Genomic DNA, 22,357 nt, shown 5'->3' with positions numbered 1-22,357 from the left:
CTAGCATGCTTCGCATCATGCGTTTCGGGCTGCTTCTTCTTAGCTGCCGCGGCGAGGGCCTGTAGTCCAGGTCGACTCCCTCCCCGCGGAGCTTCGTGTTGCGTGTCGGCCGTCCTTTCCGGACACCTCTAGGAGCCCCGCAATCATGGCGAACCGCCAGCAGCCCAGTTCCATGCCGATCCACAAGTACGGCCAGTACGAGCAGGTCGACATCCCGGACCGCACCTGGCCGGACAAGCGGATCACCGTCGCCCCCCGCTGGCTCTCCACCGACCTGCGCGACGGCAACCAGGCCCTGATCGACCCGATGTCGCCCGAGCGCAAGCGCCGGATGTTCGACCAGCTGGTCAAGATGGGCTACAAGGAGATCGAGGTCGGGTTCCCGGCGTCGGGCCAGACGGACTTCGACTTCGTACGGTCGATCATCGAGGAGCCGGGCGCGATCCCGGACGACGTGACGATCTCCGTACTGACCCAGGCCCGCGAGGACCTGATCGAGCGGACCGTGGAGTCCCTGAAGGGCGCCAAGCGGGCCACCGTCCACCTGTACAACGCCACCGCGCCGGTCTTCCGCCGGGTCGTCTTCCGGGGCTCCAAGGACGACATCAAGCAGATCGCCGTCGACGGCACCCGCCTGGTCATGGAGTACGCGGAGAAGCTGCTGGGCCCGGAGACCGAGTTCGGCTACCAGTACAGCCCCGAGATCTTCACCGACACCGAGCTGGACTTCGCGCTGGAGGTATGCGAGGCGGTGATGGACGTCTACCAGCCGGGTCCGGGCCGCGAGATCATCCTCAACCTGCCCGCCACGGTGGAGCGTTCGACCCCCTCCACGCACGCGGACCGCTTCGAGTGGATGCACCGCAACCTGTCCCGCCGCGAGTACGTGTGCATCTCGATCCACCCGCACAACGACCGCGGCACCGCCGTCGCCGCCGCCGAGCTGGCCCTGATGGCCGGCGCCGACCGCGTCGAGGGCTGTCTGTTCGGCCAGGGCGAGCGCACCGGCAACGTCGACCTGGTCACCCTGGGCATGAACCTGTTCTCGCAGGGCGTCGACCCGCAGATCGACTTCTCCGACATCGACGAGATCCGTCGCACGTGGGAGTACTGCAACCAGATGGAGGTCCACCCGCGCCACCCGTACGTGGGCGACCTGGTCTACACGTCCTTCTCCGGCTCCCACCAGGACGCCATCAAGAAGGGCTTCGACGCCATGGAGGCCGACGCGGCCGCGAAGGGCGTCACCGTCGACGACATCGAGTGGGCGGTCCCGTACCTGCCCATCGACCCGAAGGACGTCGGCCGCTCCTACGAGGCCGTGATCCGGGTCAACTCCCAGTCCGGCAAGGGCGGTATCGCGTACGTCCTGAAGAACGACCACAAGCTGGACCTGCCCCGCCGGATGCAGATCGAGTTCTCCAAGCTGATCCAGGCCAAGACGGACGCCGAGGGCGGCGAGGTCACCGGCTCCGACATCTGGGCGGTCTTCCAGGACGAGTACCTGCCGAACCCCGAGAACCCGTGGGGCCGTATCCAGGTCAAGAACGGCCAGTCGACGACCGACACCGACGGCGTGGACACGCTCAAGGTGGAGGCCACGGTCGACGGCGTCGACACCGTCCTGACCGGCTCCGGCAACGGCCCGATCTCCGCGTTCTTCGACGCGCTGGCGAAGGTCGACATCGACGCCCGGCTCCTGGACTACCAGGAGCACACGATGAGCGAGGGCGCCTCCGCCCAGGCCGCCTCCTACATCGAATGCGCGATCGACGGCAAGGTTCTGTGGGGAATCGGCATCGACGCGAACACGACGCGTGCGTCCCTGAAGGCGGTCGTCTCGGCCGTCAACCGAGCCGCTCGATAATCCCTCTGACCGGGGGTTTTGGGGCCTTGATCGCTGTATACGGCGATCAAGGCCCCGTCGTTTATCAGCCATCGGACCGTGGAGGTCACGAGCAGGTCTCGTCCGAGGTGCTGACTCCACCTCACTCCTGTGGCTAACATCACGCAAGCGCGGCGATGTTGCCGTGGCGTTACGGAGGTGCTGACGTGCTGCCTGGACGGGGACGAAACGGCCGTGCTGCCAGGCCTGCGCGCCTCCTGGGCACCCGTACCGCGTGGACGACCGTCGGCGACGGCGAGTTCTTCTGCCCCGGGTGCGGAGGGGACCGCAACTACCAGCGTCTGACCGGCCGCCGCCGCTTCACGCTGCTCGGCGTCCCGGTCCTGCCGCGCGGCGACACCGGCCCGGTGGTGGAATGCGCGGCCTGTATGCGCCACTTCGGCATGGACGTGCTGGACCACCCCACCACCACCCGCTTCTCCGCGATGCTCCGCGACGCCGTGCACACGGTCGCGCTCGCCGTCCTCGCGGCGGGCGGCACCTGCTCCCGCACCTCCCTGGAGGTCGCGGCCGCCACGGTCCGCGCGGCCGGCTTCGACGACTGCACGGAGAACCAGCTGGAGACCCTGGTCGAGGCCCTCGCCGAGGACACCGGCCGGGTCTACGACCGCCCCTGCGGAGCCGGCCTCGCCATAGAGCTCCACGAGGCCCTGGACCCGCTCGCCCCGCACCTCGCCCCGGCGGGCCGCGAGTCGATCCTCCTCCAGGCGGCCCGTATCGCGCTCGCGGACGGCCCCTACACCCCGGCGGAACGGGACGCCCTCTCGACGGTCGGCACGGCCCTGACGATCTGCGCGGACGACGTGACGCGGTTGCTGGCGGCGGCCCGGACGCCGTCCTGATACTCCCGGGGGAGTAACGCCGACTGCCGGGCCACCCCCGGCAGTACCCCCGACTCGCCCTCCGGTCCGACGATTCGCCTCCTCCCCGCCGGGAGTCTGGAACCGACGCAGACGTCCGAACCGGAGGGAGGCCCGTCGATGGGGGCCGCAAAGACGAGCAGCGGGAACCCGTGTGACGCGGTCGGTCCCCAGCGCCCTTCCCTCCCGGAAGGGCGCCCTCCGCGGCGAAGATGAATCCGTGCAGCAGATCACCGGACCCCGACTCGGCGAGCGGATCATGGCGGCGGTCAACCGGGACCCCCGGACCGCCCCGCACGGCACCCGCAACGACGCGCTGCTCGCCGTCGTGCTGGCGGCGGCGGCCGTCTGCGCCGCCCTGTTCATCGACGACGGTCGCCGCCCGGACGCCCTCGGCTGGACGCTGCTGCTCGCCGCCCATGTACCGATCGTGTGGCGGCGGCGCCGTCCGCTGCTCGTGCTGGCCGCGATGGTGGCGCTGATTGCGCCGTACCACGCCCGCGACAACAACCACGCGGCCCCCACCCTCGTCGCCTGCGTCGCCCTCTACACGGTCGCCGTGACCGGCCGCCCCCTGCGGACGGTCCTGACGGGCGCCGTCGTGCTGAGTGTCTCGCTGACCGTGATGCTCACCGTCAACGCCCACCGGGCCCTCGAACTGCTGCAGACCTCCGGCTGGATCATCGCCGTCCTCTTCTGCGGCATCGACGTCCGCTACTACCGCCAGTACGTCTCCTCCATCGTCGAGCGCGCCGTCCGCGCCGAGCGCACCCGCGAGGAGGAGGCCCGCCGCCGGGTCGCCGAGGAACGCCTGCGCATCGCCCGCGACCTGCACGACCTCCTCGCGCACACCATCACCCTCATCGGCGTGCAGACCTCCGTCGCCGCCCACGTCCTGGCCGCCGACCCCGAGCGCCTGGACCGGGAGACGATCGCCAAGTCCCTCGACGACATCGCCGGGACCTGCCGTGCCGCGCGCGGCGAACTCCGCACGACGCTGGAGGTGCTGCGCGAGCACGGCCTGCCCGACGCCCGCGGCCCGCTGCCCGGCCTCGACGGCCTGCCCGACCTGGTCGCCGCGGCCCGGCTCGCGGGCGCCCGCGTCGACCAGGACCTGCGCGTGCGCGCCGACCCGCCGCCCGCCGTCGGGGCCGCCGCCTACCGGATCGTGCAGGAAGCCCTCACCAACGCGGTCCGGCACGCCGGGCCCCGACCGGCCGTACACCTGCGGCTGTACGACGAACCCGGCGCCCTGCGGGTGTCGGTGACCGACGACGGCACCGGGCCCGCACCCGGCGGCACCCCCGGTTTCGGACTGGTGGGAATGCGGGAGCGGGCCCGCAGCGTGGGTGGCACACTCGACGCCGGACCACGGCCGGACGGCGGCTTCGAGGTGACGGCCGCGCTGCCGCTCACCATGGGGGAGGGAACCATATGACCATCCGCGTACTGCTCGCAGACGACCAGACGCTGGTACGGGCCGCGTTCGCCATGCTCGTCGAGTCGGCGCGGGACATGGAGGTCGTGGGACAGGCGGGCAGCGGGCGGGAGGCCGTGGCCGCGGCCCGCGAGGTGCGGCCCGACCTGGTGGTGATGGACATCCGCATGCCCGACCTGGACGGCATCGAGGCGACCCGGCTCATCGCGGCCGACGAGACGCTCGCCGGGGTGCGGGTCCTGGTGCTGACCACCTACGACACCGACGAGAACATCGTCGAGGCGCTGCGCGCCGGGGCCTCCGGCTTCCTCGTCAAGGACACCCGCCCCGCCGAACTCCTCGACGCCATCAGGACGGTGTCGGCCGGCGAGGCACTGCTCTCGCCGGGGCCGACGGCCCGGCTGATCGAGCGGTTCCTGCGCAGCCCGTCCATGCCGACGGCGGGCACGGGCGAGGGCCCCGAGTGCCTGTCCGAGCGGGAGCGCGAGGTGCTGGCCCTGGTCGCGCGGGGCCTCAACAACACCGAGATCGCGGAGGCGCTGGGCCTCAGCCCGCTCACCGCGAAGACGCACGTCAGCCGGATCATGGGCAAGCTGGGGGTCCGGGACCGGGCCCAACTGGTCATCGTGGCCTACGAGTCGGGGCTGGTGACACCGGGGACCCCGTGACGGGCCGGCGCCCTAGAGCAGTCCGGCCCCGGCCAGGAACTTCCCCACCCGCGCCACCTCGGCCCCGGACAACGGCACCTGCGGCTCCGCCGTCACCGGGCAGTCGATGACACCCCGCAGGTGCAGCGCCGCCTTGAAGGCGCCCAGGGCGGACGACGAGGCACCCATGCGGGCCGGGTCGCCCACGCTCACCATGCCGAACAGGGCGCACAGCCGCTCCTGTTCGGCCCGGGCCGCGTCCAGGTCGCCCTCGCGGAACAGCCGGTGGAGACGGACGTACCCCTCGGGGTCCACGTTGGCGAGCCCGGGCACCGCGCCGTCCGCGCCCACCGCGAGGGCCGCGTCGACGAGGAGCTCGGAGCCGGTCAGGGCGCTGAAGCCGGTGATGTCGGGGCGGGTGCGGGCGCCCGAGACGACCTCCCGGAAGGCGGCGAGGTCGCCGCTGGAGTCCTTGAGACCGGCGAGGACGCCCTCCGCGGCGAGGTCCAGGACGAGGTCCGCGGGGAGCTTGGTGTGCACGCCCACCGGAAGGTCGTAGGCCAGGACCGGGACCGGGCTGCCCGCCGCGACCAGCCGGTAGTGGCGGGCGATCTCCGCCGGGTGGGTGCGGGTGTAGAAGGGGGCCGTGACGACGACCGCGTCGGCGCCCGCCGCCGTGACGGCACGCACATGGTCCAGGACCCGGGCCGTCGTCATGTCGATCGCCCCGGCCAGCACCGGGAGCCGGCCCCCGACGTGCCCGGTCACCGCCTCGACCACCAGCCTGCGCTGGGCGTCGGTCAGGAAGGCCGCCTCGGACGAGGTGCCGAGCACGAACAGCCCGTGCACCCCGGCCGCGACCAGATGGTCGACGAGCCTGAGCAGCGAGGGCACGTCCACCTCGCGGTCCGGTGTCAGAGGCGTGCAGACGGGCGGTACGACACCGGTCAGCGGGGCGGGAAGGGTCATCGGGGCTCCTCGGGATCGGCCGTCCACCGATCCTCCCGCACCGGGCGAGGGGGCGCCGACCCCTGTACGGCGCCCCCTGCCCCGGGCCGGCCCGCTACTGCACCTGCTGGTACGTCTTGTCCTCGTCCGAGTCGTAGATCAGCTTGCCGTCCTTGTCGTAGCCCTTGACGTGCGGGTTCCTGGTGACCTGCTCGGTCAGGGTGCCGCCTGCGACGAACCAGCCGTGGTCGAGGGCGGCCTCGCTGGTGGCACCGCCGTAGGAGACGGTCACCTTGGCCACCGTCGGAGCGACCTCACCGATGAAGCCCCAGCTGAACGGCAGCTTCCAGTTGCCCTTGTCCAGGAAGGACTGCTGGTAGAGCTTGTTGGTGTTGATGTCGGCCACCACGGGCGGTGAGTCCGCCTTCCGGTCGCTGCCGCTGCTGATGTTGGCGCCGGAGGTCTCGCCGTCCTTGATGTTGCAGGCCAGCCGGATCTGCGTCGGCTGCTCCTTCACGGCCACCACCCAGATGCCGTCACCGGGCGCGTTGGAGTCACCCGTGCTGTTCAGCGCCAGGATGATCCGGTACTCGTCGGCCGTGCCCAGGTGCATGTCCCGGGAGCCCATGGCCACGTTCGCCCGGTCCCAGGCGAGACAGTTCTCGAGCCCCTTCACCGCCTGCGCCGGCGTGATCCCGTCCCGCAGCTGCCCTGCCGTGGCGGGCCCCGCCGGTCCACTGGGGGTGGGGGAGGGCGTGGCCTTCGGCGTGGGGCTCGCGGACGCGCTGGGTGTCGTCGCCGTGTCGGCCGTCCCGGTCCCCCCGCCGCCCACCGCGAACGCCCCCACCGGCACCGCGGCCAGCGTCACCAGGGCCGCCCCGGCCACCACCACCCGGCGGCGCCGCTCGACCACGCCCTGGCGGCGGATCTGCGGGTACGGCACCGGCGAGGGGCGGATCGTGTACGCGTCCTCGCTGAGCAGCTCCCGCAGTTGCTCCTCGAAGTCCCGCTCCCCTTCGCTCATGTCGCTCACCTCGTGCCTCCCTGCGGGGCGCGGTCCATGACCTGCGCGAGCCCCGGATACGTACGCAACTTCGCCAGTCCCTTGGACGCCTGGCTCTTGACCGTGCCCTGCGAGCAGCCGAGCACCTCGGCGACCTCCGCCTCCGACAGGTCCTCCCAGTAGCGCATGACGATCACCGCCCGCTGCCTGGGCGGCAGTCCGGCCAGCGCGCCCAGCAGCACGCCCCGCTCGTCGACCCGGGCCACCGCCTCGTCGCGGCCCGCCCGCTCCGGCGGCGCGTCCGTCAGCGACTCCTTCACCCGCCGCTTGCGGAAGCGGTCGCTGTTGCACGTGACGAGCATCCGCCGGACGTACGCCTCCGGGTTGTCGCTGCCCGCGACGCGCCGCCAGGAGCGGTACGCCTTCGCCAGCGCCGTCTGCGTCAGATCCTCGGCGTGGTGTGCGTCGCCGGTGAGCAGATAGGCGGTCCGCACGAGGTGCGACCACCTGGCTCTGACGAATTCCTGGAACCGATCCTCTTGTTCGGCCTGCATCAAGCACCCTCCCTCGCCCTCCAGACCACGGTCGCGGCGGATTCGGTTGCCCGTGCGGCGACGACAGGTTCGAATGTCCCCATGAACGGGTGGGACGAACAAGGGCCGGGCATCCTCCGGTTGCCGTCCGGGCGCCTGGTGCGGGGCCGTGGCCTGCGGCACGGGCTGGATCCGGCCGCGCCGACACCGTCGTACGGCGTCTATCTCCTCGGCGGGAAGCCTCCCGAGGTCCCCTGGGAGTCCCGTTGGCTGCGCTGGCCGGACTTCCGGCTGCCCGCGGACCGCGCCCAGGCCCGTGCGGTGCTCACCGACGCCTGGCGGCGGTCCGCCGGCGAACGCGTGGAGATCGCGTGCGGCGGCGGCAAGGGCCGCACCGGAACGGCCCTTGCCTGCCTGGCGGTTCTGGACGGGGTGCCGCCCGCGGAGGCGGTGGCCTACGTCCGCGCGCACTACGACCGGCGAGCGGTGGAGACCCCCTGGCAGCGCCGGTACGTCCGGCGCTTCTGACCCGTCAGCCCAGGGCGTCGGCGACCACCGCGGCCGCGTCGGCTACCAGGGCGTCGTCGCGTACGGCGTCCGGTGTGGGCATCGTCGACAGGACGGACAGGACGATCGGATCGCCCTTCTCGGTCCAGACGACACCCACGTCGTTGGCGGTGCCGTAGGAGCCGCTGCCCGTCTTGTCGGCGATCCGCCATGTCTTCGGCAGACCCGCGTGGAAGCGGTCGACGCTGGTCGTGTTGGACAGCAACCAGTGCGTGAGCAGGTCGCGGTCCCGGCGGTTCAGGGCGTCGCCGAGGACCAGCCGGCCGTAGGTGCGACCGATGGCGTACGGGCTCGTCGTGTCCGTCAGCCGCCACGGCTCGGCGGTGTTGAGCTCGGGCTCCCAGCGGTCGAGGCGGCTCACGCCGTCGCCCAGGGAGCGGGCGAAGCGGGTGATCGCGGTCGGGCCGCCGAGTTCGCGCAGCAGGAGGTTGCCGGCCGTGTTGTCGCTGAAGGTGATGGCCACCTCGGCGAGCTCGGCGATCGTCATGCCCTCGGCGAGGTGGGCCGCCGTCCGGTCGGAGCCCGGCTGCACCAGGTCGGCCTCGGTGTAGTGGATCCGGCGGGCGAGCACCTCGCCGTGCCGGTCGAGGTCGCGCAGGACCGCGGCGGCCGCGAGGGCCTTGAAGAGGGAGCACATGGGGAAGAGCTCGTCGGCGCGGAAGCGGACGGACCGCTTGGTCGTGAGGCGGTGCGCGAAGACACCGAGGCGGGCGTCGTACCGCTGCTCCAGCGCGCGCAGGCGGGTGGAGACGCCGTCGTCGGCGGCGTACGCGCTCGTGCCGGTCAGGAAGGTCGCCGTACCGGCGGCCAGGAGGGTGCGTCGGGACAGTTTTCCGGAGACCAAGATCTCGCTCTCCTTCGTCAGGGGACAGATGCCGATCTCTTCAGTGATCGACGCCGACGGTCATCCCTTGGTTGCACGGCCGTGGACCATCGGCGGACGGACAGGCCCCGTCCGCGGCCGACACAGTGGCGGTATGGAGAACACCACGGGGATCAACCGGGCCCGGTTCCTGGCGGGAGCGGCCGGGATCGGGGCCGCCGCGCTGCTGCCGGCGGGCCGGGCGGAGGGGACCGCGCGCAAGCCGGGACTGGAGCGCCACGGCGTCGTCTACACCGTCGGCGCCGGCGAGACGCCCGGCACCGCCTGGAGCGCCGCCCGGATGCGCGGGGACATCCGGGCCATCCGCGACGACCTGCACGCCGACACCGTCGACGTCACCGGTGACGGCGTCGAACGGCTCACCGCCACCGCCGCCGAGGTGGCCGAACGCGGGCTACACGTCTGGCTCCAGCCGACCCTCGGGGACGTCCCCCGGCGGGACATCCTCGACCACCTGGCGGAGACGGGCCGGTTCGCGGAGCGGCTGCGGCGGCAGGGCGCGAGCGTGGAGCTCAGCGTCGGCTGCGAGTTCTGGCTGTTCGTGCCGGGCATCGTGCCGGGGGACACGGCCCCGGAGCGGATCGAGAACCTGATGAAGGGGGCCTACGACCCGGTGCGGACGCAGCGCGAACTGGACCGCTTCACCGCGCGGGCGGCCGAGGTGGGCCGCTCGGTCTTCCACGGCCGCCTGAGTTACGCCGCCGCCCAGGACGACAAGGTCGACTGGAACCTGTTCGACGTGGTCGGCATCGACTACTACTCCTTCTTCCGTCAACCCCGGGACTACGTGCGCGAGTTGCGGCAGTACCTCCGCTGGGGCAAGCCCGTCGCCGTCACCGAGTTCGGCAGCTGCACCTTCCTCGGCGCCCCCGAAGCGGGCGGCATGGGCTGGGACATCGTCGACTACGACAAGGACCCGCCGGAGATCAAGGGGAACGTCGTCCGCAGCGAGCGCACCCAGGCCGTCCACCTGACCCGGCTCCTCGACGTCTTCGAGTCGATGGGCCTCTACGCGGCGATGGCCTTCGAATTCCTCACCGCGGACGCCCCGCACCGCCCCGACGACCCCCGCCACGACCTCGACATGGCGAGCTACGGCATCGTCAAGGCGATCAAGGACCGCCCCGACGACCCGCGCTCGGACTGGCACTGGGAACCGAAGGAGGCGTTCCACGCGCTGGCCCGGCGGTACGGGAGGTGCCGTCAGCGGCAGTAGCGGTCCCGGTCGGGCCGCTCGCCCGTGGCCAGGAAGCGGGACACGATCGCGTCCCCGCACGCGGTGCCGTTGTCGAGGTAGGCGTCGTGCCCGGTGGAGTCGTTGACGACCATCACGGCCCGCCGGCCGAGCGCCTCACGGAGCTTGAGGGCACCGCTGAGCGGGGTGGCGGGGTCCCGTTCGTTCTGCACCATCAGGATGTTGGACGGGCCCCGGTCGGAGACGTGCACCGGTGCCTCCTTCGGCTCCCACGGCCAGGCGGTGCACGGCATGGCGTTCCTCGGCATGCCCGCGGTCAGCGGGAACCCGGCCCGGCTCGCGGCCACGCCCTCGCGGTAGACCGCGGGGTCGCCCGGCCAGTCGACGTCGTTGCAGATGGTGGCGGCGGCGACCGCGGTGGCGTTCTGGAGGGCGGCCTCGGGCGGACCGGCCGGCGCGGGCGGCACGGTTCCCTTCCGCGCGGCGAGGATCAGCTCGGCGAGCGTCGGGTAGTCGTCGGGGTCGTAGAAGGAGTCGAGCATCGCCTGGCGCAGGACGTTGCCGTTCAGCTCCGCGGGGTTGGCGCCCGGCCAGGGGATCGGCTCGCGGTCGAGACGGGCGGCGAGCTCCAGGAACAGCGGGCGCACCTCGGCGGCCGTGCCGGCGAGGCGGTCCGGATTGCCGGGCGCGGACGCCCACGCGGCGAACTCCGGGAAGTTGTCCTCGGCGCCCCGCTCGAACGCGGCGAGCCAGGCACGCTCCCCGAGCACGGGGTCCGGGTTGTCGTTGCTGTCCAGGACGACCCGGTCGGTGCGGCCCGGGAACAGCTGGAGGTAGGCGTCGCCGACGTAGGTGCCGTACGACACACCCCACAGGGACACCTTCCGCTCGCCGAGCGCGGCGCGGACGCGGTCGAGGTCGCGGGCCTCGTTGAGGGTGCTGATGTGCCGGATCAGTTCGCCGCCGTTGCGCTCGCAGGCCTCGGCGACGCGCTTTCCGGCGGCCATGTTCGCGTCGACCGAGCCGTCCGCGGCGGGCCAGGGCAGCAGGGTGGTCCGGGCCAGGTCCCGCTGTTCGAGACCGCAGTCGACGGCCGTCGAGGGGGCCATCCCGCGGGGCGCGAACCCGATCAGGTCGTAGGCCTCGCGGACCTTCTTCGGCAGCTTCTGCCCCTTCCCGGAGGGGTCGTTCATGCTGTCGCCGCCGGGCCCGCCGGGGACCAGCAGGAGGACACCGCGCCGGGCGGCCGGGTTCTCGCTGGGGATACGGGAGACGGCGATCTCGATCCTCGGGCCGTCCGGGTCGGTGTGGTCCATGGGCACGGAGACGGTCGTGCACCGCTGGCGCGGATCGAGGCCGGGGCCCTCGCACTTCGTCCATTTCAGCGCAGGTGTCCGGGAGGCGGCGGAGGCGGTCAGCGGCGTCACGACACCGAAGACGACAGCGGAGGCGGCGGCGATCAGGGCGAGACTCTTCGTCATCTGCTTCATGCCAGGAGCCTCGCGGATCTCCCGGCGCAGCCCCATCCGGTCAACTGCCGGATTGTCAGGGGGGTTTACCCCCCTCGGGCCCGACCACGGCGAGGTGTCTCCTGCGGACCCGGACGACCACAGGCCCGCGTAGGCGAGAATGGGCCCATGAGTCTGTTCCGCGACGACGGCATCGTGCTGCGCACCCAGAAGCTGGGCGAGGCGGACCGGATCATGCTGTGTCTGCCCGGGGGGCAACCCCCGGACCCCCGGCCGGTGACCGGTGGGGGTGTGCGGTGAGTCTGTTCCGGGACGACGGGGTCGTGCTGCGGACGCAGAAGCTCGGGGAAGCGGACCGGATCATCACGCTGCTCACCCGCGGGCACGGGCGGGTGCGGGCCGTGGCTCGGGGGGTGCGGCGGACCAAGTCCAAGTTCGGGGCCCGGCTCGAACCCTTCTCCCACGTCGACGTGCAGTTCTTCGCGCGGGGGAGTGAGCTGATCGGGCGCGGGCTGCCGCTGTGCACCCAGAGTGAGACCATCGCGCCCTACGGTGGCGGGATCGTCTCCGACTACGCCCGGTACACCGCCGGGACGGCCATGCTGGAGACCGCCGAGCGGTTCACCGACCACGAGGGCGAGCCCGCCGTACAGCAGTACCTGCTGCTCGTGGGGGCCCTCAGGACCCTCGCCCGGGGTGAGCACGCCCCCCACCTCGTCCTCGACGCCTTCCTGCTGCGCTCCCTCGCCGTCAACGGCTACGCCCCCAGCTTCAGCGACTGCGCGAAGTGCGGAATGTCCGGCCCGAACCGTTTCTTCTCCGTCGCCGCCGGAGGCTCCGTCTGCGTGGACTGCCGGGTGCCCGGCAGCGTCGTACCCTCGCCGCAGACCCTGGAACTCCTCGCCGCGCTGCTTACGGGAGACTGGGAGACCGCGGACGCGAGCGAGCCGCGGTACGTCCGGGAGGGCAGCGGCCTGGTGTCCGCCTACCTGCACTGGCATCTGGAACGCGGGCTCAGGTCCTTGCGTTACGTAGAGAAGCAACCCTGAGAGGGAGACGAGAACCACCATGGTCGTACGCGGGATCCTCGGTCGTCAGCGCCGTGAGTACAGGGCGCCCGAGCCGCACCCGTCCGGCGCCCGCGCGCCGAAGCTCCCCGGTGAGCTGATCCCCGAGCACGTGGCGATCGTCATGGACGGGAACGGCCGCTGGGCGAAGGAGCGCGGCCTGCCCCGCACCGAGGGGCACAAGGTCGGCGCCGAGCGCGTCCTCGACGTCCTCCAGGGCGCCATCGAGGCCGGTGTGAAGAACATCTCGCTGTACGCCTTCTCCACCGAGAACTGGAAGCGCTCGCCCGACGAGGTCCGCTTCCTCATGAACTTCAACCGCGACTTCATCCGCAAGACCCGCGACCAGCTCGACGAGCTGGGCATCCGGGTGCGCTGGGTGGGCCGGATGCCCAAGCTGTGGAAGTCCGTCGCCAAGGAGCTCCAGGTCGCCCAGGAGCAGACCAAGGACAACGACAAACTGACCCTGTACTTCTGCATGAACTACGGCGGCCGCGCCGAGATCGCCGATGCCGCGCAGGCCCTCGCCGAGGACGTGAAGGCGGGCCGCCTCGACCCGGCCAAGGTCACCGAGAAGACCCTCGCGAAGTACCTGTACTACCCGGACATGCCCGACGTGGACCTGTTCCTGCGGCCCAGCGGCGAGCAGCGCACCTCCAACTACCTGCTCTGGCAGAGCGCGTACGCCGAGATGGTCTTCCAGGACGTCCTGTGGCCCGACTTCGACCGCCGCGACCTGTGGCGGGCCTGCGTCGAGTTCGCCTCCCGCGACCGCCGCTTCGGCGGGGCCGTCCCGAACGAGGAGCTGCTCGCGATGGAGGAAGCGATGAAGGGCGACCCGGAGGCCTGAGCCTCCGAGCCGCCCCTCGGGCGCTACCGCGTCAGCCGGTGGTGACCGCGGTGTCGTCGATCACGAAGCTGGTCTGGAGCGAGGAGTCCTCGACGCCCGTGAACTTCAGGGCGACCGTCTGCCCGGCGAAGGCCGACAGGCTGAAGGACTTCTGCACATAGCCACTGGCCGCGTTGAGGTTCGAGTACGTGGCCAGGGTCGTCGACCCGGCGGTCACCGTCAGCTTGTCGTACTGCGTGCTGGTGGTGGTCTCCGCGGTGTCGACGTGCAGGTAGAAGGTGAACGTGGTCTTCGTGCAGCCGCTCGGGACCGTCACCGACTGGGAGAGCGTGTCGGTGTGGGTGGAGCCGTAGCCGTCCAGCCACGCCTTGTAGGAGCCGGTGCGGGCGGCCTGGTCGCTGTCGTTGGTGATGACACCGCTGGACGCGGTCCAGGTCGTGTTGCCCGACTCGAAGCCCGCGTTGCCCAGCAGCTGGGTGGAGGTGCAACTGCCGCCACCGCCGGACGAGTTGACCGTCCAGGTGAAGGACGCGGTGCCGGTGGCCCCGGTGCTGTCGGTGACCGTGACGGTCGTGCTGTACGACCCCGCGGTCGTCGGCGTACCGGTGATCGCACCGGTGGAGGAGCTGATCGACAGACCGGCGGGCAGCCCGGTGGCCGCGTAGGTCAGGGCGCCGCTGTTGGTGGAGCTCGCGCTGACCTGGAGGCTCACGGCCGTGCCGACCGTCGACGTCTGGCTGCCCGGGTTGGTCACCGTGACGCCGGTCGACGGCACGGTGATGTGGCTGCCGACGTTGATGCCCGCGAAGGCGTTGCCGACCCCTGCGTACTGCGCGGAGCTGGTGCCGTAGAGGGCCGCGGCCGCGTTCAGGGCGGCGGTGCGGGCCCCGGCGTAGTTGGTGCTGGACGTCATGTACGTCGTCAGCGCCTTGTACCAGATCTGCAGGGCGGCGGCCCGGCCGATCCCGGCGACGGCGACCCCGTCGGAGGTCGGGCTGTTGTAGGTCACGCCATTGATGGTCTTGGTGCCGCTGCCCTCGGAGAGCAGGTAGAACATGTGGTTCGCGGGCCCGGACGAGTAGTGCACGTCGAGGTTGCCGACCCCCGAGTACCAACTGTCCGCCGAACCGCCGTCCTTGCTCGGCTTGTCCATGTACCGCAGCGGCGTGCCGTCGCCGTTGATGTCGATCTTCTCGCCGATGAGGTAGTCGCCGACGTCGGAGGAGTTGTTGGCGTAGAACTCCACGCCGGTGCCGAAGATGTCGGAGGTGGCTTCGTTCAAGCCCCCCGACTCACCGGTGTAGTTGAGCCCGGCCGTGTTGGAGGTGACGCCGTGGCTCATCTCGTGCCCGGCCACGTCCAGCGAGGTCAGCGCGTGCGTGTTGCCCGAGCCGTCGCCGTAGGTCATGCAGAAGCAGTCGTCGTCCCAGAAGGCGTTGACGTACCCCGAGCTGTAGTGCACGCGGCTGTAGGCGGCGACCCCGTCGTTCTTGATGCCGCTGCGGCCGAAGGTGTTCTTGTAGAAGTCCCAGGTCTCCTGGGCGCCGTAGTGGGCGTCCACCCCGGCGGTCTGGGTGTTGGAGCCGGAGCCGGTGCCCCAGGTGTCGTCGGCGTCGGTCATCAGGGTGCCGGTGCCCGAGGTGCCGTTGTTGAGGCTGTACGTCTTGTGGCCGCCGCGCGAGGTGTCGTAGAGCTGGTACGTCGAACCGGACAGCGTGGTGCCCAGGGTGACCGTGCCGCTGTACTGGCTGTTGCCGGTGCCGGTCTCGACGCCCTCGAAGCGGGAGAGCTCGGCGCCGGTGGTCGCGTCGGTGATGACGTGCAGCTTGCTGGGCGTGCCGTCGTCCTGGAAGCCGGAGACCACGGTCTCCCAGGCGAGCTTCGGGGTGCCCGAACCGGCCCAGATCACCTTGCGGGCGCTCTGCGCGGCGGGGTTCTCGGCCTTGAGCGCCTTGGCGGTCTTCAGCGCCTTGGACTCGGCGGCCGCCTTGCCGAAGGTGGCGGTCGTGGACTTCACGGAGACGGTACGGCGGTTGTTGTTGAAGGTCGCGCCGAGCGTGCCCGTGGCTCGGGCGGCCGGGGGTGTGTGCACGACCAGGTCGCCGCCGAGGACGGGCACGCCGTCGTAGGTGCGCTCGTAACGGGTGTGCAGGGTGCCGTCGTTGTCCTTGACGACGTCCTTGACGACCAGTTTCTCCTTGGCGCCGAGGCCCAGGGAGTCGGCGGTCGCCCCGGCCCTGCCGGATGCGCTCTGGATCAGTGCCGTGCGCTGGGCCGGGGAGAGCTTGGCCTCCAGGCCTCCGGTGCGCAGCGGGCTGGGGTGGGGGGAGGCGGGCCCGGCGGCCGCGGGGACCGTCTGGACGCCTACGGCGAGGAGGGACGCGGCGGCCACCAGGGACGCGGCGACGGCTGATCTTCGTGGGGAGGGTCTCACTCGTACTCCTACTGCGACGACGGGGGTGGAGGTGCCGTGCGGGAACTGCGTGAGAGCTGGAGGGAGCGTGGCACGGTTGTCCGGGTCATGTCATGCAAAGGAGTACGAGCCAAGGGTTATCCCTCGGCTCTGCTGTGTGTTTCCTGTAGGTCAGCCCTGGGCGGCGGTCGCGCAGTCCGCGCAGGTGCCGAAGATCTCCACGGTGTGCGCCACGTTGACGTAGCCGTGCTCGGCGGCGATCGCGTCGGCCCACTTCTCGACGGCCGGGCCCTCGACCTCGACGGCCTTGCCGCAGACCCGGCAGACCAGGTGGTGATGGTGGTCGCCGGAGGAGCAGCGGCGGTAGACGGACTCGCCGTCGGAGGTGCGCAGGACGTCGACCTCGCCCGCGTCGGCGAGGTTCTGGAGGGTGCGGTAGACCGTGGTCAGACCGACGGCGTCACCCTTGTGCTTGAGCATGTCGTGCAGTTCCTGCGCGCTGCGGAACTCGTCGACCTCGTCGAGGGCCGCCGCCACGGCGGCCCGCTGCCGGGTGGCGCGGCCCTTCACGGGCGGTCCAGCGGTCGTCACGGGTTCCTCCTTCGTTCGGCACCTGCCGGGCCATTGTGCCAGCCCGGCCTGTGCCCGGTCAGACGCCGACGGTGCCCTCCGGCTGCCGAGTGGCCGGAATCGCACACTCGGCGGGGTCCCCGGCCGGCTGCCGGGCGGCCAGCGCGCGGGCGCGGCGCCGGGCCAGCGGGGTGGCGAGGGCCGTCAGCAGGATGAACGCGGCGATGGTCAGCAGCACGATCGTCGCGCCGGGCGGCACGTCCTGGTAGTACGAGGTCACGGTGCCGCCGATCGTCACCGTCACCCCGATCGCCACCGCGATCGCGAAGGTGGCCGCGAAGCTCCGGCTGAGCTGCTGCGCCGCCGCCACCGGCACCACCATCAGCGCGCTCACCAACAGCAGTCCGACCACGCGCATGGCGACGGTCACCGTCACCGCGGCCGTGACCGCCGTCAGCAGGTTGAGCGCCCGCACCGGGAGACCGGTGACCCGGGCGAACTCCTCGTCCTGGCTCACCGCGAAGAGCTGCCGGCGCAGGCCCAGGGTGACCAGCACCACGAAGGCGGCCAGCGCGCAGATCGCCGTCACGTCCGACTCGGAGACCGTGGACAGCGAACCGAACAGGTACGACGTCAGGTTGGCGTTGGAGCCGCCGGGCGCGAGGTTGATGAACATCACGCCGCCGGCCATACCGCCGTAGAAGAGCATCGCGAGGGCGATGTCACCGCGGGTCTTTCCGTACCAGCGGATCAGCTCCATGAGGACCGCGCCGAGCACCGAGACCAGGGTCGCCATCCACACCGGCGACCAGGACAGCAGGAAGCCGAGACCGACGCCGGTCATCGCGACATGGCCGATGCCGTCGCCCATCAGGGCCTGGCGGCGCTGGACCAGGTAGATGCCGACCGCGGGGGCGGTGATGCCGACCAGGACGGCGGCGAGCAGGGCCCGCTGCATGAAGGCGTAGTCGAGGAAGTCCATCAGCTCAGCAGTCCTGTGCGCATCGGCTCGTGCTCGGGGGAGTGGGGGTGGACGTGGTCGTGGCCGGGCAGGGCATGCTGGCCGACCGCGCGCGGGGGAGGGCCGTCGTGCTGGACACAGCCGTCCCGCAGGACGACCGCCCGGTCGATCAGGGGCTCCAGCGGGCCGAGTTCGTGCAGCACGAGCAGGACCGTGGTGCCCTGCGCGACCTGTTCCTCCAGGGTGCGCGCCAGCACCTCCTGGCTGGCCAGGTCCACGCCCGCCATCGGCTCGTCCATGATCAGGAGTTCGGGTTCGGCGGCGAGGGCGCGGGCGATCAGGACGCGCTGGTGCTGGCCGCCGGAGAGGGCGTTGACGGAGTCCTTCGCGCGGTCCGCCATGCCGACCAGCTCCAGGGCCCGCCGTACGGCCTCGTGGTCGGCCTTGCGGAGCATCCCGAAGCGGGCGCGGGAGAGCCGCCCGGAGGAGACGATCTCGGTGACGGTCGCGGGGACCCCGCCGGCGGCCGTGGTGCGCTGCGGGACGTACCCCACCCGGGCCCAGTCCCGGAACCGGCCGCGCGGGGTGCCGAAGAGCTCGATCTCCCCGGCCGACGTGGGGACTTGGCCGATGATCGTGCGGATCGCGGTCGACTTCCCGGAGCCGTTGGCCCCGAGCAGCGCGACGACCTCACCGCGCTCCACGGTGAGGTCGATGCCGCGCAGGACGGGGCGCGAGCCCAGGTCGGCGCGGACCCCGCGCAGCGTGATGACGGGCTCGGTCATGCCGTCCTCCGGTGTCATTTCGCTCCCAGGGCGCTCTGCAGCGCCTTGAGGTTGGCTTCCTGGACCGAGAAGTAGTCCTTGCCGCGGGACTTGGCGGTGATGCCCTCGATCGGGTCGAGGACGTCCGTCTTCAGCCCGGCGTCGGAGGCGATGGTCTTCGCGGTCCTGTCGCTGACGAGCGTCTCGTAGAACACGGTGGTGACGCCGTCGGCCTTCGCCATCTTCTCAAGGTCCTTGACGCGGTTGGCGCTGGGCTCCGACTCGGGGTTCAGGCCGTTGATGGCCTCCTCGGTGAGGCCGTAGCGCTCGGCGAGGTAGCCGAAGGCCGCGTGGGTGGTGATGAAGACCTTGGAGTCGGTGTGCGCGAGGCCGTCCTCGAACTTCGTGTTCAGGGCGTCGAGCTTCTTCACCAGGGCCGCGGTGTTGGCCTTGTAGGCGGCCGCGTGGTCCGGGTCGGCCTTCTCGAAGGCGGCGCCGACGCCCTTGGCGACCTCGGCGTACTTCACCGGGTCGAGCCAGATGTGGGGGTCCTTGCCGCCGGATTCCTCGCCGTGTTCGTCGTCGTGCTCGGCCGCGTGGCCGCCGACCTCGTTGCCGTGCTCCTCCAGGGAGGTCAGCGCGGTCGCGTCGATCTTGGTCTTGATCTCGGACTGGGCGACCGCGTCGTCGACGGAGGGCTGGAGGTTCTTCAGGTAGAGCACCGCGTCGGACTCCTGGAGCTGCGCGGTCTGCTGGGCGCTGATCTCCAGGTCGTGCGGCTCCTGGCCGGGCTCGGTCAGGCTGGTGACGTGCACGTGGTCCCCGCCGATCTGCTCGGCGAGGAAGGCCATCGGGTAGAACGACGCGACGACGTCGAACTTGTCGGTGTTGCCCGCGGCGGCGCTGTCGGTGGAGCACGCGGAGAGGGCGGCGAGGGCACCGGCGGCGGCGACCGCGGGTATGAGGCGTCGTCGTACGTTCATGACAGTCATTTTCATCAAATATGGAAACCGTTGTCAACAAAGTCCGGGTCGCGAACCGATTTGATACGAGGGGTGGCCGCGCCGGTAACCTGAGGCATTCGCTGCCGTCCATTCGCATGAAGAGAGCACCGTGGCCGCCGACAAGATCGACACCATCGTCAGCCTGAGCAAGCGCCGGGGCTTCGTTTTCCCCTGTAGTGAGATCTACGGCGGTCAGCGCGCCGCCTGGGACTACGGACCGCTGGGTGTCGAGCTCAAGGAGAACCTGAAGCGTCAGTGGTGGCGCTACATGGTGACGTCGCGTGAGGACGTGGTCGGTCTCGACTCGTCCGTGATCCTGGCCCCCGAGGTCTGGGTCGCCTCCGGTCACGTGGCCACCTTCACCGACCCGCTGACCGAGTGCACCTCCTGCCACAAGCGGTTCCGCGCGGACCACCTGGAGGAGGCCTACGAGGCCAAGCACAAGCGCGCCCCGGAGAACGGTCTGGCGGACGTGAACTGCCCCAACTGCGGCAACAAGGGCCAGTTCACCGAGCCCAAGCAGTTCTCGGGTCTGCTCTCCACCCACCTCGGCCCGACCCAGGACACCGGCTCGGTCGCCTACCTGCGTCCGGAGACCGCGCAGGGAATCTTCACCAACTTCGCCCAGGTGCAGGTCGCTTCGCGCAAGAAGCCGCCGTTCGGCATCGCGCAGATGGGCAAGTCCTTCCGCAACGAGATCACGCCCGGCAACTTCATCTTCCGCACCCGTGAGTTCGAGCAGATGGAGATGGAGTTCTTCGTCAAGCCGGGCGAGGACGAGAAGTGGCAGGAGTACTGGATGGAGCAGCGCTGGAACTGGTACACCGGCCTGGGTCTCCGTGAGGAGAACATGCGCTGGTACGAGCACCCGGCGGAGAAGCTCTCCCACTACTCCAAGCGCACCGCCGACATCGAGTACCGCTTCCAGTTCGGCGGCAACGAGTGGGGCGAGCTGGAGGGTGTGGCCAACCGCACCGACTACGACCTCACGGCCCACTCCAAGGCCTCCGGCCAGGACCTCGTCTTCTACGACCAGGAGGCGGGCGAGCGCTGGACGCCGTACGTCATCGAGCCCGCGGCGGGTGTCGGCCGCGCGATGCTGGCGTTCCTGCTCGACGCGTACGTCGAGGACGAGGCCCCCAACGCCAAGGGCAAGCTGGAGAAGCGCACGGTGCTGCGTCTCGACCACCGCCTCGCCCCGGTGAAGGTCGCGGTCCTGCCGCTGTCCCGCAACGCCGAGCTGTCCCCGAAGGCCAAGGGCCTCGCCCAGGCGCTGCGCCAGCACTGGAACATCGAGTTCGACGACGCCGGCGCGATCGGCCGCCGCTACCGCCGCCAGGACGAGATCGGCACGCCGTACTGCGTGACGGTCGACTTCGACACCCTCGAGGACAACGCGGTGACGGTCCGCGAGCGTGACTCCATGAAGCAGGAGCGGGTGTCCCTCGACCAGATCGAGGGCTACCTGGCCGGGCGGCTCGTCGGCGCCTAGCCACTTCCTTCGGCCCCCGGTGCAGGGATGCGTCCCCGCACCGGGGGCCGTTTTTTGTGCCTGACACGTGACAGCTGACAGATATTGAAATCTGTCAGCTGTCATGCCAGGGTGGGGGGCATGACGATGCGTACCCGAACCCTCGGAACCACCGGCCCCCGCGTCTCCGCCCTCGGCCTCGGCTGCATGGGCATGTCCGGTATGTACGGCGACTCGGACCGCGCCGAGTCGCTCGCCACCATCCACGCCGCCCTGGACGCCGGCGTGACCCTGCTCGACACCGGCGACTTCTACGGCATGGGCCACAACGAACTGCTGATCAGCGAGGCACTGCGCACCGCTCCGGCCGCCCTGCGCGAGAACGCGCTGCTCAGTGTGAAGTTCGGCGCCCTGCGCGACCCGGACGGCAGCTGGGCCGGCTTCGACGGCCGCCCCGCCGCGGTGAAGAACTTCGCCGCGTACTCCCTCCAGCGCCTCGGCGTCGACCACATCGACGTCTACCGCCCCTCCCGGCTCGACCCGCAGGTACCGATCGAGGAGACCGTCGGCGCCATCGCCGAACTGGTCGAGAAGGGCTGGGTCCGCCACATCGGGCTCAGCGAGGTCGGCGCCGACACCATCCGCCGGGCCGCCGCCACCGCCCCCATCGCCGACCTCCAGATCGAGTACGCCCTGATATCCCGGGGCCCCGAGCGGGAGATCCTGCCCACCCTGCGGGAGCTGGGCATCAGTGTCACCGCGTACGGAGTGCTCGCGCGCGGGCTGATCTCCGGCCACTTCACGGCCGACCGGCAGCTCGCCACGCACGACTTCCGCGCCCACGCGCCCCGCTTCCAGGGCGAGAACCGCCGGCACAACCTCACGCTGGTCGAGTCCCTGCGCAAGATCGCCGAACAGAAGGGCGTCACCGTCGCGCAGATCGCCATCGCCTGGGTGCTCGCCCAGGGCGAGGACATCGTCCCGCTGGTCGGCGCCAGGACCCGTGACCGGCTCGGGGAGGCCTTGGGCGCCCTGGACGTGACCCTGGACGCCGCCGACCTCGCCGCGCTGGAGGACGCCGTACCGGCGGACTCGGCGGCCGGTGAGCGGTACGCGGCGCCGCTGATGGCCATGCTCGACAGCGAACGCTGATCGCCGTGCCGGGTACCGTCTAGGCATGCCTCCGACCACCGTGCCCCTGACCGCCGAGCGCATCCTCGAAGTCACCGAGGAGGTGTTGCGCCGCCACGGCCCCGCCAAGGCCACCGTGGTGGACGTGGCCCGCGCGCTCGGCGTCAGCCACGGCAGCGTCTACCGGCACTTCCGCACCAAGACGGCACTGCGGGAGGCCGTGACGAGGCGCTGGCTGGACCTGACGACCGAGGTGCTGGCCGGCATCGTCGCCGACACCGGCCAGGAACCGGAGGCTCGGCTGCGCACGTGGTTCACCACCTTCTTCGAGGCCAAGCGCCGCAAGGCCGGCCTCGACCCGGAGCTCTTCGCCACCTACATGGCCCTCGCCGCCGAGAGCGGGGAACTCGTGGGCGCCCACGTCGACGAACTCACCGGCCAGCTCGCCGAACTCGTCCGGGCCGGCGTCGCCACGGGCACCTTCGCCGGCGCCGACCCCGACGTCACGGCCCGCGCCCTCTTCCAGGCCACCGCCTGCTTCCACGACCCCGCCCACGCCTCCACCTGGCAGGAACCCGGCATCGACGAGGACCTCGCGGCCGTCCTGGACCTGCTGCTCGGCGGACTGCGGTCCGGCGGGGCGGTACCGTCCCCCTGACGCCGCTCCCGACAGGAAG

General features: G+C 71.1%; 22 protein-coding genes. 12 read left to right on the top strand and 10 right to left on the bottom strand.

The annotated features are described in order from the left end of the window. Positions 1-145: 145 nt before the first annotated feature. From leuA to AC2XR2_RS14250, 4 genes are all read left to right on the top strand, one after another. Positions 146-1,867, top strand: a complete 1,722-nt coding sequence (leuA, locus tag AC2XR2_RS14265; RefSeq protein ID WP_330267025.1) for a 2-isopropylmalate synthase — start codon at positions 146-148, stop codon at positions 1,865-1,867. Between the two features lie 185 nt (positions 1,868-2,052). Next, positions 2,053-2,748 (top strand): TerB family tellurite resistance protein, encoded by a 696-nt coding sequence (locus AC2XR2_RS14260; RefSeq protein ID WP_491515227.1) that lies wholly within the window; start codon positions 2,053-2,055, stop codon positions 2,746-2,748. Positions 2,749-2,920: 172 nt separating this feature from the next. Continuing rightward, complete coding sequence (locus AC2XR2_RS14255) at positions 2,921-4,204, top strand: sensor histidine kinase (RefSeq protein WP_491515226.1); 1,284 nt, start codon at positions 2,921-2,923, stop codon at positions 4,202-4,204. Next, entirely contained in the window at positions 4,201-4,872 is a 672-nt protein-coding gene (locus AC2XR2_RS14250; RefSeq protein ID WP_381300591.1) for a response regulator, read from the top strand. The genes AC2XR2_RS14255 and AC2XR2_RS14250 overlap by 4 nt, the downstream gene beginning before the upstream one ends. 12 nt (positions 4,873-4,884) lie before the next feature. On the opposite strand, the gene AC2XR2_RS14245 is transcribed toward AC2XR2_RS14250, so the two are convergent. From AC2XR2_RS14245 to AC2XR2_RS14235, 3 genes are all read right to left on the bottom strand, one after another. Further along, positions 4,885-5,820: a dihydrodipicolinate synthase family protein gene (locus AC2XR2_RS14245; RefSeq protein ID WP_491515225.1), complete on the bottom strand. Its 936-nt coding sequence runs from the start codon at positions 5,818-5,820 to the stop codon at positions 4,885-4,887. Between the two features lie 94 nt (positions 5,821-5,914). Then, positions 5,915-6,823: a hypothetical protein gene (locus AC2XR2_RS14240; protein WP_449348293.1), complete on the bottom strand. Its 909-nt coding sequence runs from the start codon at positions 6,821-6,823 to the stop codon at positions 5,915-5,917. Positions 6,824-6,828: 5 nt separating this feature from the next. Beyond that, positions 6,829-7,356, bottom strand: coding sequence for a SigE family RNA polymerase sigma factor (locus AC2XR2_RS14235; RefSeq protein WP_330267031.1), 528 nt, complete (start codon positions 7,354-7,356; stop codon positions 6,829-6,831). Positions 7,357-7,437: 81 nt separating this feature from the next. Between AC2XR2_RS14235 and AC2XR2_RS14230 the strand changes: the two genes are divergently transcribed. Beyond that, positions 7,438-7,863, top strand: coding sequence for a protein-tyrosine phosphatase family protein (locus AC2XR2_RS14230; RefSeq protein ID WP_381300588.1), 426 nt, complete (start codon positions 7,438-7,440; stop codon positions 7,861-7,863). A gap of 4 nt (positions 7,864-7,867) precedes the next feature. Here the strand turns inward: AC2XR2_RS14230 and bla are convergent, their stop codons facing one another. Beyond that, positions 7,868-8,749 carry a class A beta-lactamase gene (bla, locus tag AC2XR2_RS14225; RefSeq protein ID WP_381300638.1) on the bottom strand — a complete coding sequence of 294 codons (882 nt, stop codon included), beginning with the start codon at positions 8,747-8,749 and terminating at the stop codon, positions 7,868-7,870. 130 nt (positions 8,750-8,879) lie between these two features. Here bla and AC2XR2_RS14220 point away from each other — a divergent pair, with 130 nt between their 5' ends. Then, positions 8,880-10,001 (top strand): glycoside hydrolase family 113 protein, encoded by a 1,122-nt coding sequence (locus AC2XR2_RS14220; protein ID WP_381300586.1) that lies wholly within the window; start codon positions 8,880-8,882, stop codon positions 9,999-10,001. Here AC2XR2_RS14220 and AC2XR2_RS14215 read toward each other — a convergent pair. After that, a complete protein-coding gene (locus tag AC2XR2_RS14215) occupies positions 9,989-11,470 on the bottom strand; it encodes an alpha/beta hydrolase (protein WP_381300585.1) in 1,482 nt (493 codons plus the stop codon). The two genes, AC2XR2_RS14220 and AC2XR2_RS14215, sit on opposite strands and share 13 nt — an antisense overlap. Before the next feature lie 147 nt (positions 11,471-11,617). On the opposite strand from AC2XR2_RS14215, the gene AC2XR2_RS14210 reads away from it, so the two are divergent. The 3 genes from AC2XR2_RS14210 to AC2XR2_RS14200 are packed head-to-tail and all read left to right on the top strand — an operon-like array spanning position 11,618 to position 13,366. Continuing rightward, positions 11,618-11,749 carry a hypothetical protein gene (locus tag AC2XR2_RS14210; RefSeq protein ID WP_491515224.1) on the top strand — a complete coding sequence of 44 codons (132 nt, stop codon included), beginning with the start codon at positions 11,618-11,620 and terminating at the stop codon, positions 11,747-11,749. After that, positions 11,746-12,498 (top strand): DNA repair protein RecO, encoded by a 753-nt coding sequence (recO, locus tag AC2XR2_RS14205; protein WP_330267036.1) that lies wholly within the window; start codon positions 11,746-11,748, stop codon positions 12,496-12,498. The genes AC2XR2_RS14210 and recO overlap by 4 nt, the downstream gene beginning before the upstream one ends. Positions 12,499-12,517: 19 nt before the next feature. Beyond that, positions 12,518-13,366 carry an isoprenyl transferase gene (locus tag AC2XR2_RS14200; RefSeq protein ID WP_381300583.1) on the top strand — a complete coding sequence of 283 codons (849 nt, stop codon included), beginning with the start codon at positions 12,518-12,520 and terminating at the stop codon, positions 13,364-13,366. Between the two features lie 31 nt (positions 13,367-13,397). Here AC2XR2_RS14200 and AC2XR2_RS14195 read toward each other — a convergent pair whose 3' ends face one another. The 5 genes from AC2XR2_RS14195 to AC2XR2_RS14175 all read right to left on the bottom strand — a co-directional run bounded on the left by AC2XR2_RS14195 (position 13,398) and on the right by AC2XR2_RS14175 (position 19,057). Continuing rightward, positions 13,398-15,800, bottom strand: a complete 2,403-nt coding sequence (locus tag AC2XR2_RS14195) for a M4 family metallopeptidase (RefSeq protein ID WP_491515223.1) — start codon at positions 15,798-15,800, stop codon at positions 13,398-13,400. A gap of 150 nt (positions 15,801-15,950) precedes the next feature. Beyond that, positions 15,951-16,370: a Fur family transcriptional regulator gene (locus tag AC2XR2_RS14190; RefSeq protein ID WP_381300581.1), complete on the bottom strand. Its 420-nt coding sequence runs from the start codon at positions 16,368-16,370 to the stop codon at positions 15,951-15,953. Between the two features lie 58 nt (positions 16,371-16,428). After that, positions 16,429-17,331, bottom strand: coding sequence for a metal ABC transporter permease (locus AC2XR2_RS14185; protein WP_491515222.1), 903 nt, complete (start codon positions 17,329-17,331; stop codon positions 16,429-16,431). After that, on the bottom strand, positions 17,331-18,113 hold the full coding sequence (locus AC2XR2_RS14180) for a metal ABC transporter ATP-binding protein (RefSeq protein WP_491515221.1): 783 nt from the start codon (positions 18,111-18,113) through the stop codon (positions 17,331-17,333). Before AC2XR2_RS14180 ends, AC2XR2_RS14185 begins: the two co-directional genes overlap by 1 nt. Further along, the gene (locus tag AC2XR2_RS14175) at positions 18,110-19,057 is read right to left on the bottom strand and encodes a metal ABC transporter substrate-binding protein (RefSeq protein ID WP_491515220.1); all 948 of its coding nucleotides are present in this window, start codon (positions 19,055-19,057) and stop codon (positions 18,110-18,112) included. Before AC2XR2_RS14175 ends, AC2XR2_RS14180 begins: the two co-directional genes overlap by 4 nt. A 130-nt stretch (positions 19,058-19,187) precedes the next feature. Between AC2XR2_RS14175 and AC2XR2_RS14170 the strand changes: the two genes are divergently transcribed. The 3 genes from AC2XR2_RS14170 (at position 19,188) to AC2XR2_RS14160 (ending at position 22,338) form a co-directional block, all read left to right on the top strand. After that, positions 19,188-20,570, top strand: a complete 1,383-nt coding sequence (locus AC2XR2_RS14170; protein WP_330267042.1) for a glycine--tRNA ligase — start codon at positions 19,188-19,190, stop codon at positions 20,568-20,570. Between the two features lie 120 nt (positions 20,571-20,690). Next, positions 20,691-21,701: an aldo/keto reductase gene (locus AC2XR2_RS14165; protein WP_491515219.1), complete on the top strand. Its 1,011-nt coding sequence runs from the start codon at positions 20,691-20,693 to the stop codon at positions 21,699-21,701. 25 nt (positions 21,702-21,726) lie between these two features. Further along, complete coding sequence (locus tag AC2XR2_RS14160; protein WP_491515218.1) at positions 21,727-22,338, top strand: TetR/AcrR family transcriptional regulator; 612 nt, start codon at positions 21,727-21,729, stop codon at positions 22,336-22,338. Positions 22,339-22,357: the final 19 nt, after the last annotated feature.

The organism is Streptomyces sp. LS-MS-L19 (assembly GCF_058382285.1).
The sequence above is the reverse complement of the archived record's forward strand: the minus strand, read 5'-3'. Positions and strand labels throughout refer to the sequence as shown.

Bases quoted from the DNA above. Each gene is read 5' to 3' on its own strand.
- AC2XR2_RS14210 (WP_491515224.1), top strand. From the start codon at position 11,618: ATGAGTCTGTTCCGCGACGACGGCATCGTGCTGCGCACCCAGAAGCTG.
- AC2XR2_RS14215 (WP_381300585.1), bottom strand. From the start codon at position 11,470: ATGAAGCAGATGACGAAGAGTCTCGCCCTGATCGCCGCCGCCTCCGCT.
- AC2XR2_RS14180 (WP_491515221.1), bottom strand. From the start codon at position 18,113: ATGACACCGGAGGACGGCATGACCGAGCCCGTCATCACGCTGCGCGGG.
- AC2XR2_RS14220 (WP_381300586.1), top strand. From the start codon at position 8,880: ATGGAGAACACCACGGGGATCAACCGGGCCCGGTTCCTGGCGGGAGCG.
- AC2XR2_RS14160 (WP_491515218.1), top strand. From the start codon at position 21,727: ATGCCTCCGACCACCGTGCCCCTGACCGCCGAGCGCATCCTCGAAGTC.
- AC2XR2_RS14230 (WP_381300588.1), top strand. From the start codon at position 7,438: ATGAACGGGTGGGACGAACAAGGGCCGGGCATCCTCCGGTTGCCGTCC.
- AC2XR2_RS14250 (WP_381300591.1), top strand. From the start codon at position 4,201: ATGACCATCCGCGTACTGCTCGCAGACGACCAGACGCTGGTACGGGCC.
- AC2XR2_RS14245 (WP_491515225.1), bottom strand. From the start codon at position 5,820: ATGACCCTTCCCGCCCCGCTGACCGGTGTCGTACCGCCCGTCTGCACG.
- AC2XR2_RS14165 (WP_491515219.1), top strand. From the start codon at position 20,691: ATGACGATGCGTACCCGAACCCTCGGAACCACCGGCCCCCGCGTCTCC.
- AC2XR2_RS14175 (WP_491515220.1), bottom strand. From the start codon at position 19,057: ATGAACGTACGACGACGCCTCATACCCGCGGTCGCCGCCGCCGGTGCC.
- AC2XR2_RS14235 (WP_330267031.1), bottom strand. From the start codon at position 7,356: ATGCAGGCCGAACAAGAGGATCGGTTCCAGGAATTCGTCAGAGCCAGG.
- AC2XR2_RS14185 (WP_491515222.1), bottom strand. From the start codon at position 17,331: ATGGACTTCCTCGACTACGCCTTCATGCAGCGGGCCCTGCTCGCCGCC.
- AC2XR2_RS14200 (WP_381300583.1), top strand. From the start codon at position 12,518: ATGGTCGTACGCGGGATCCTCGGTCGTCAGCGCCGTGAGTACAGGGCG.
- leuA (WP_330267025.1), top strand. From the start codon at position 146: ATGGCGAACCGCCAGCAGCCCAGTTCCATGCCGATCCACAAGTACGGC.
- AC2XR2_RS14240 (WP_449348293.1), bottom strand. From the start codon at position 6,823: ATGAGCGAAGGGGAGCGGGACTTCGAGGAGCAACTGCGGGAGCTGCTC.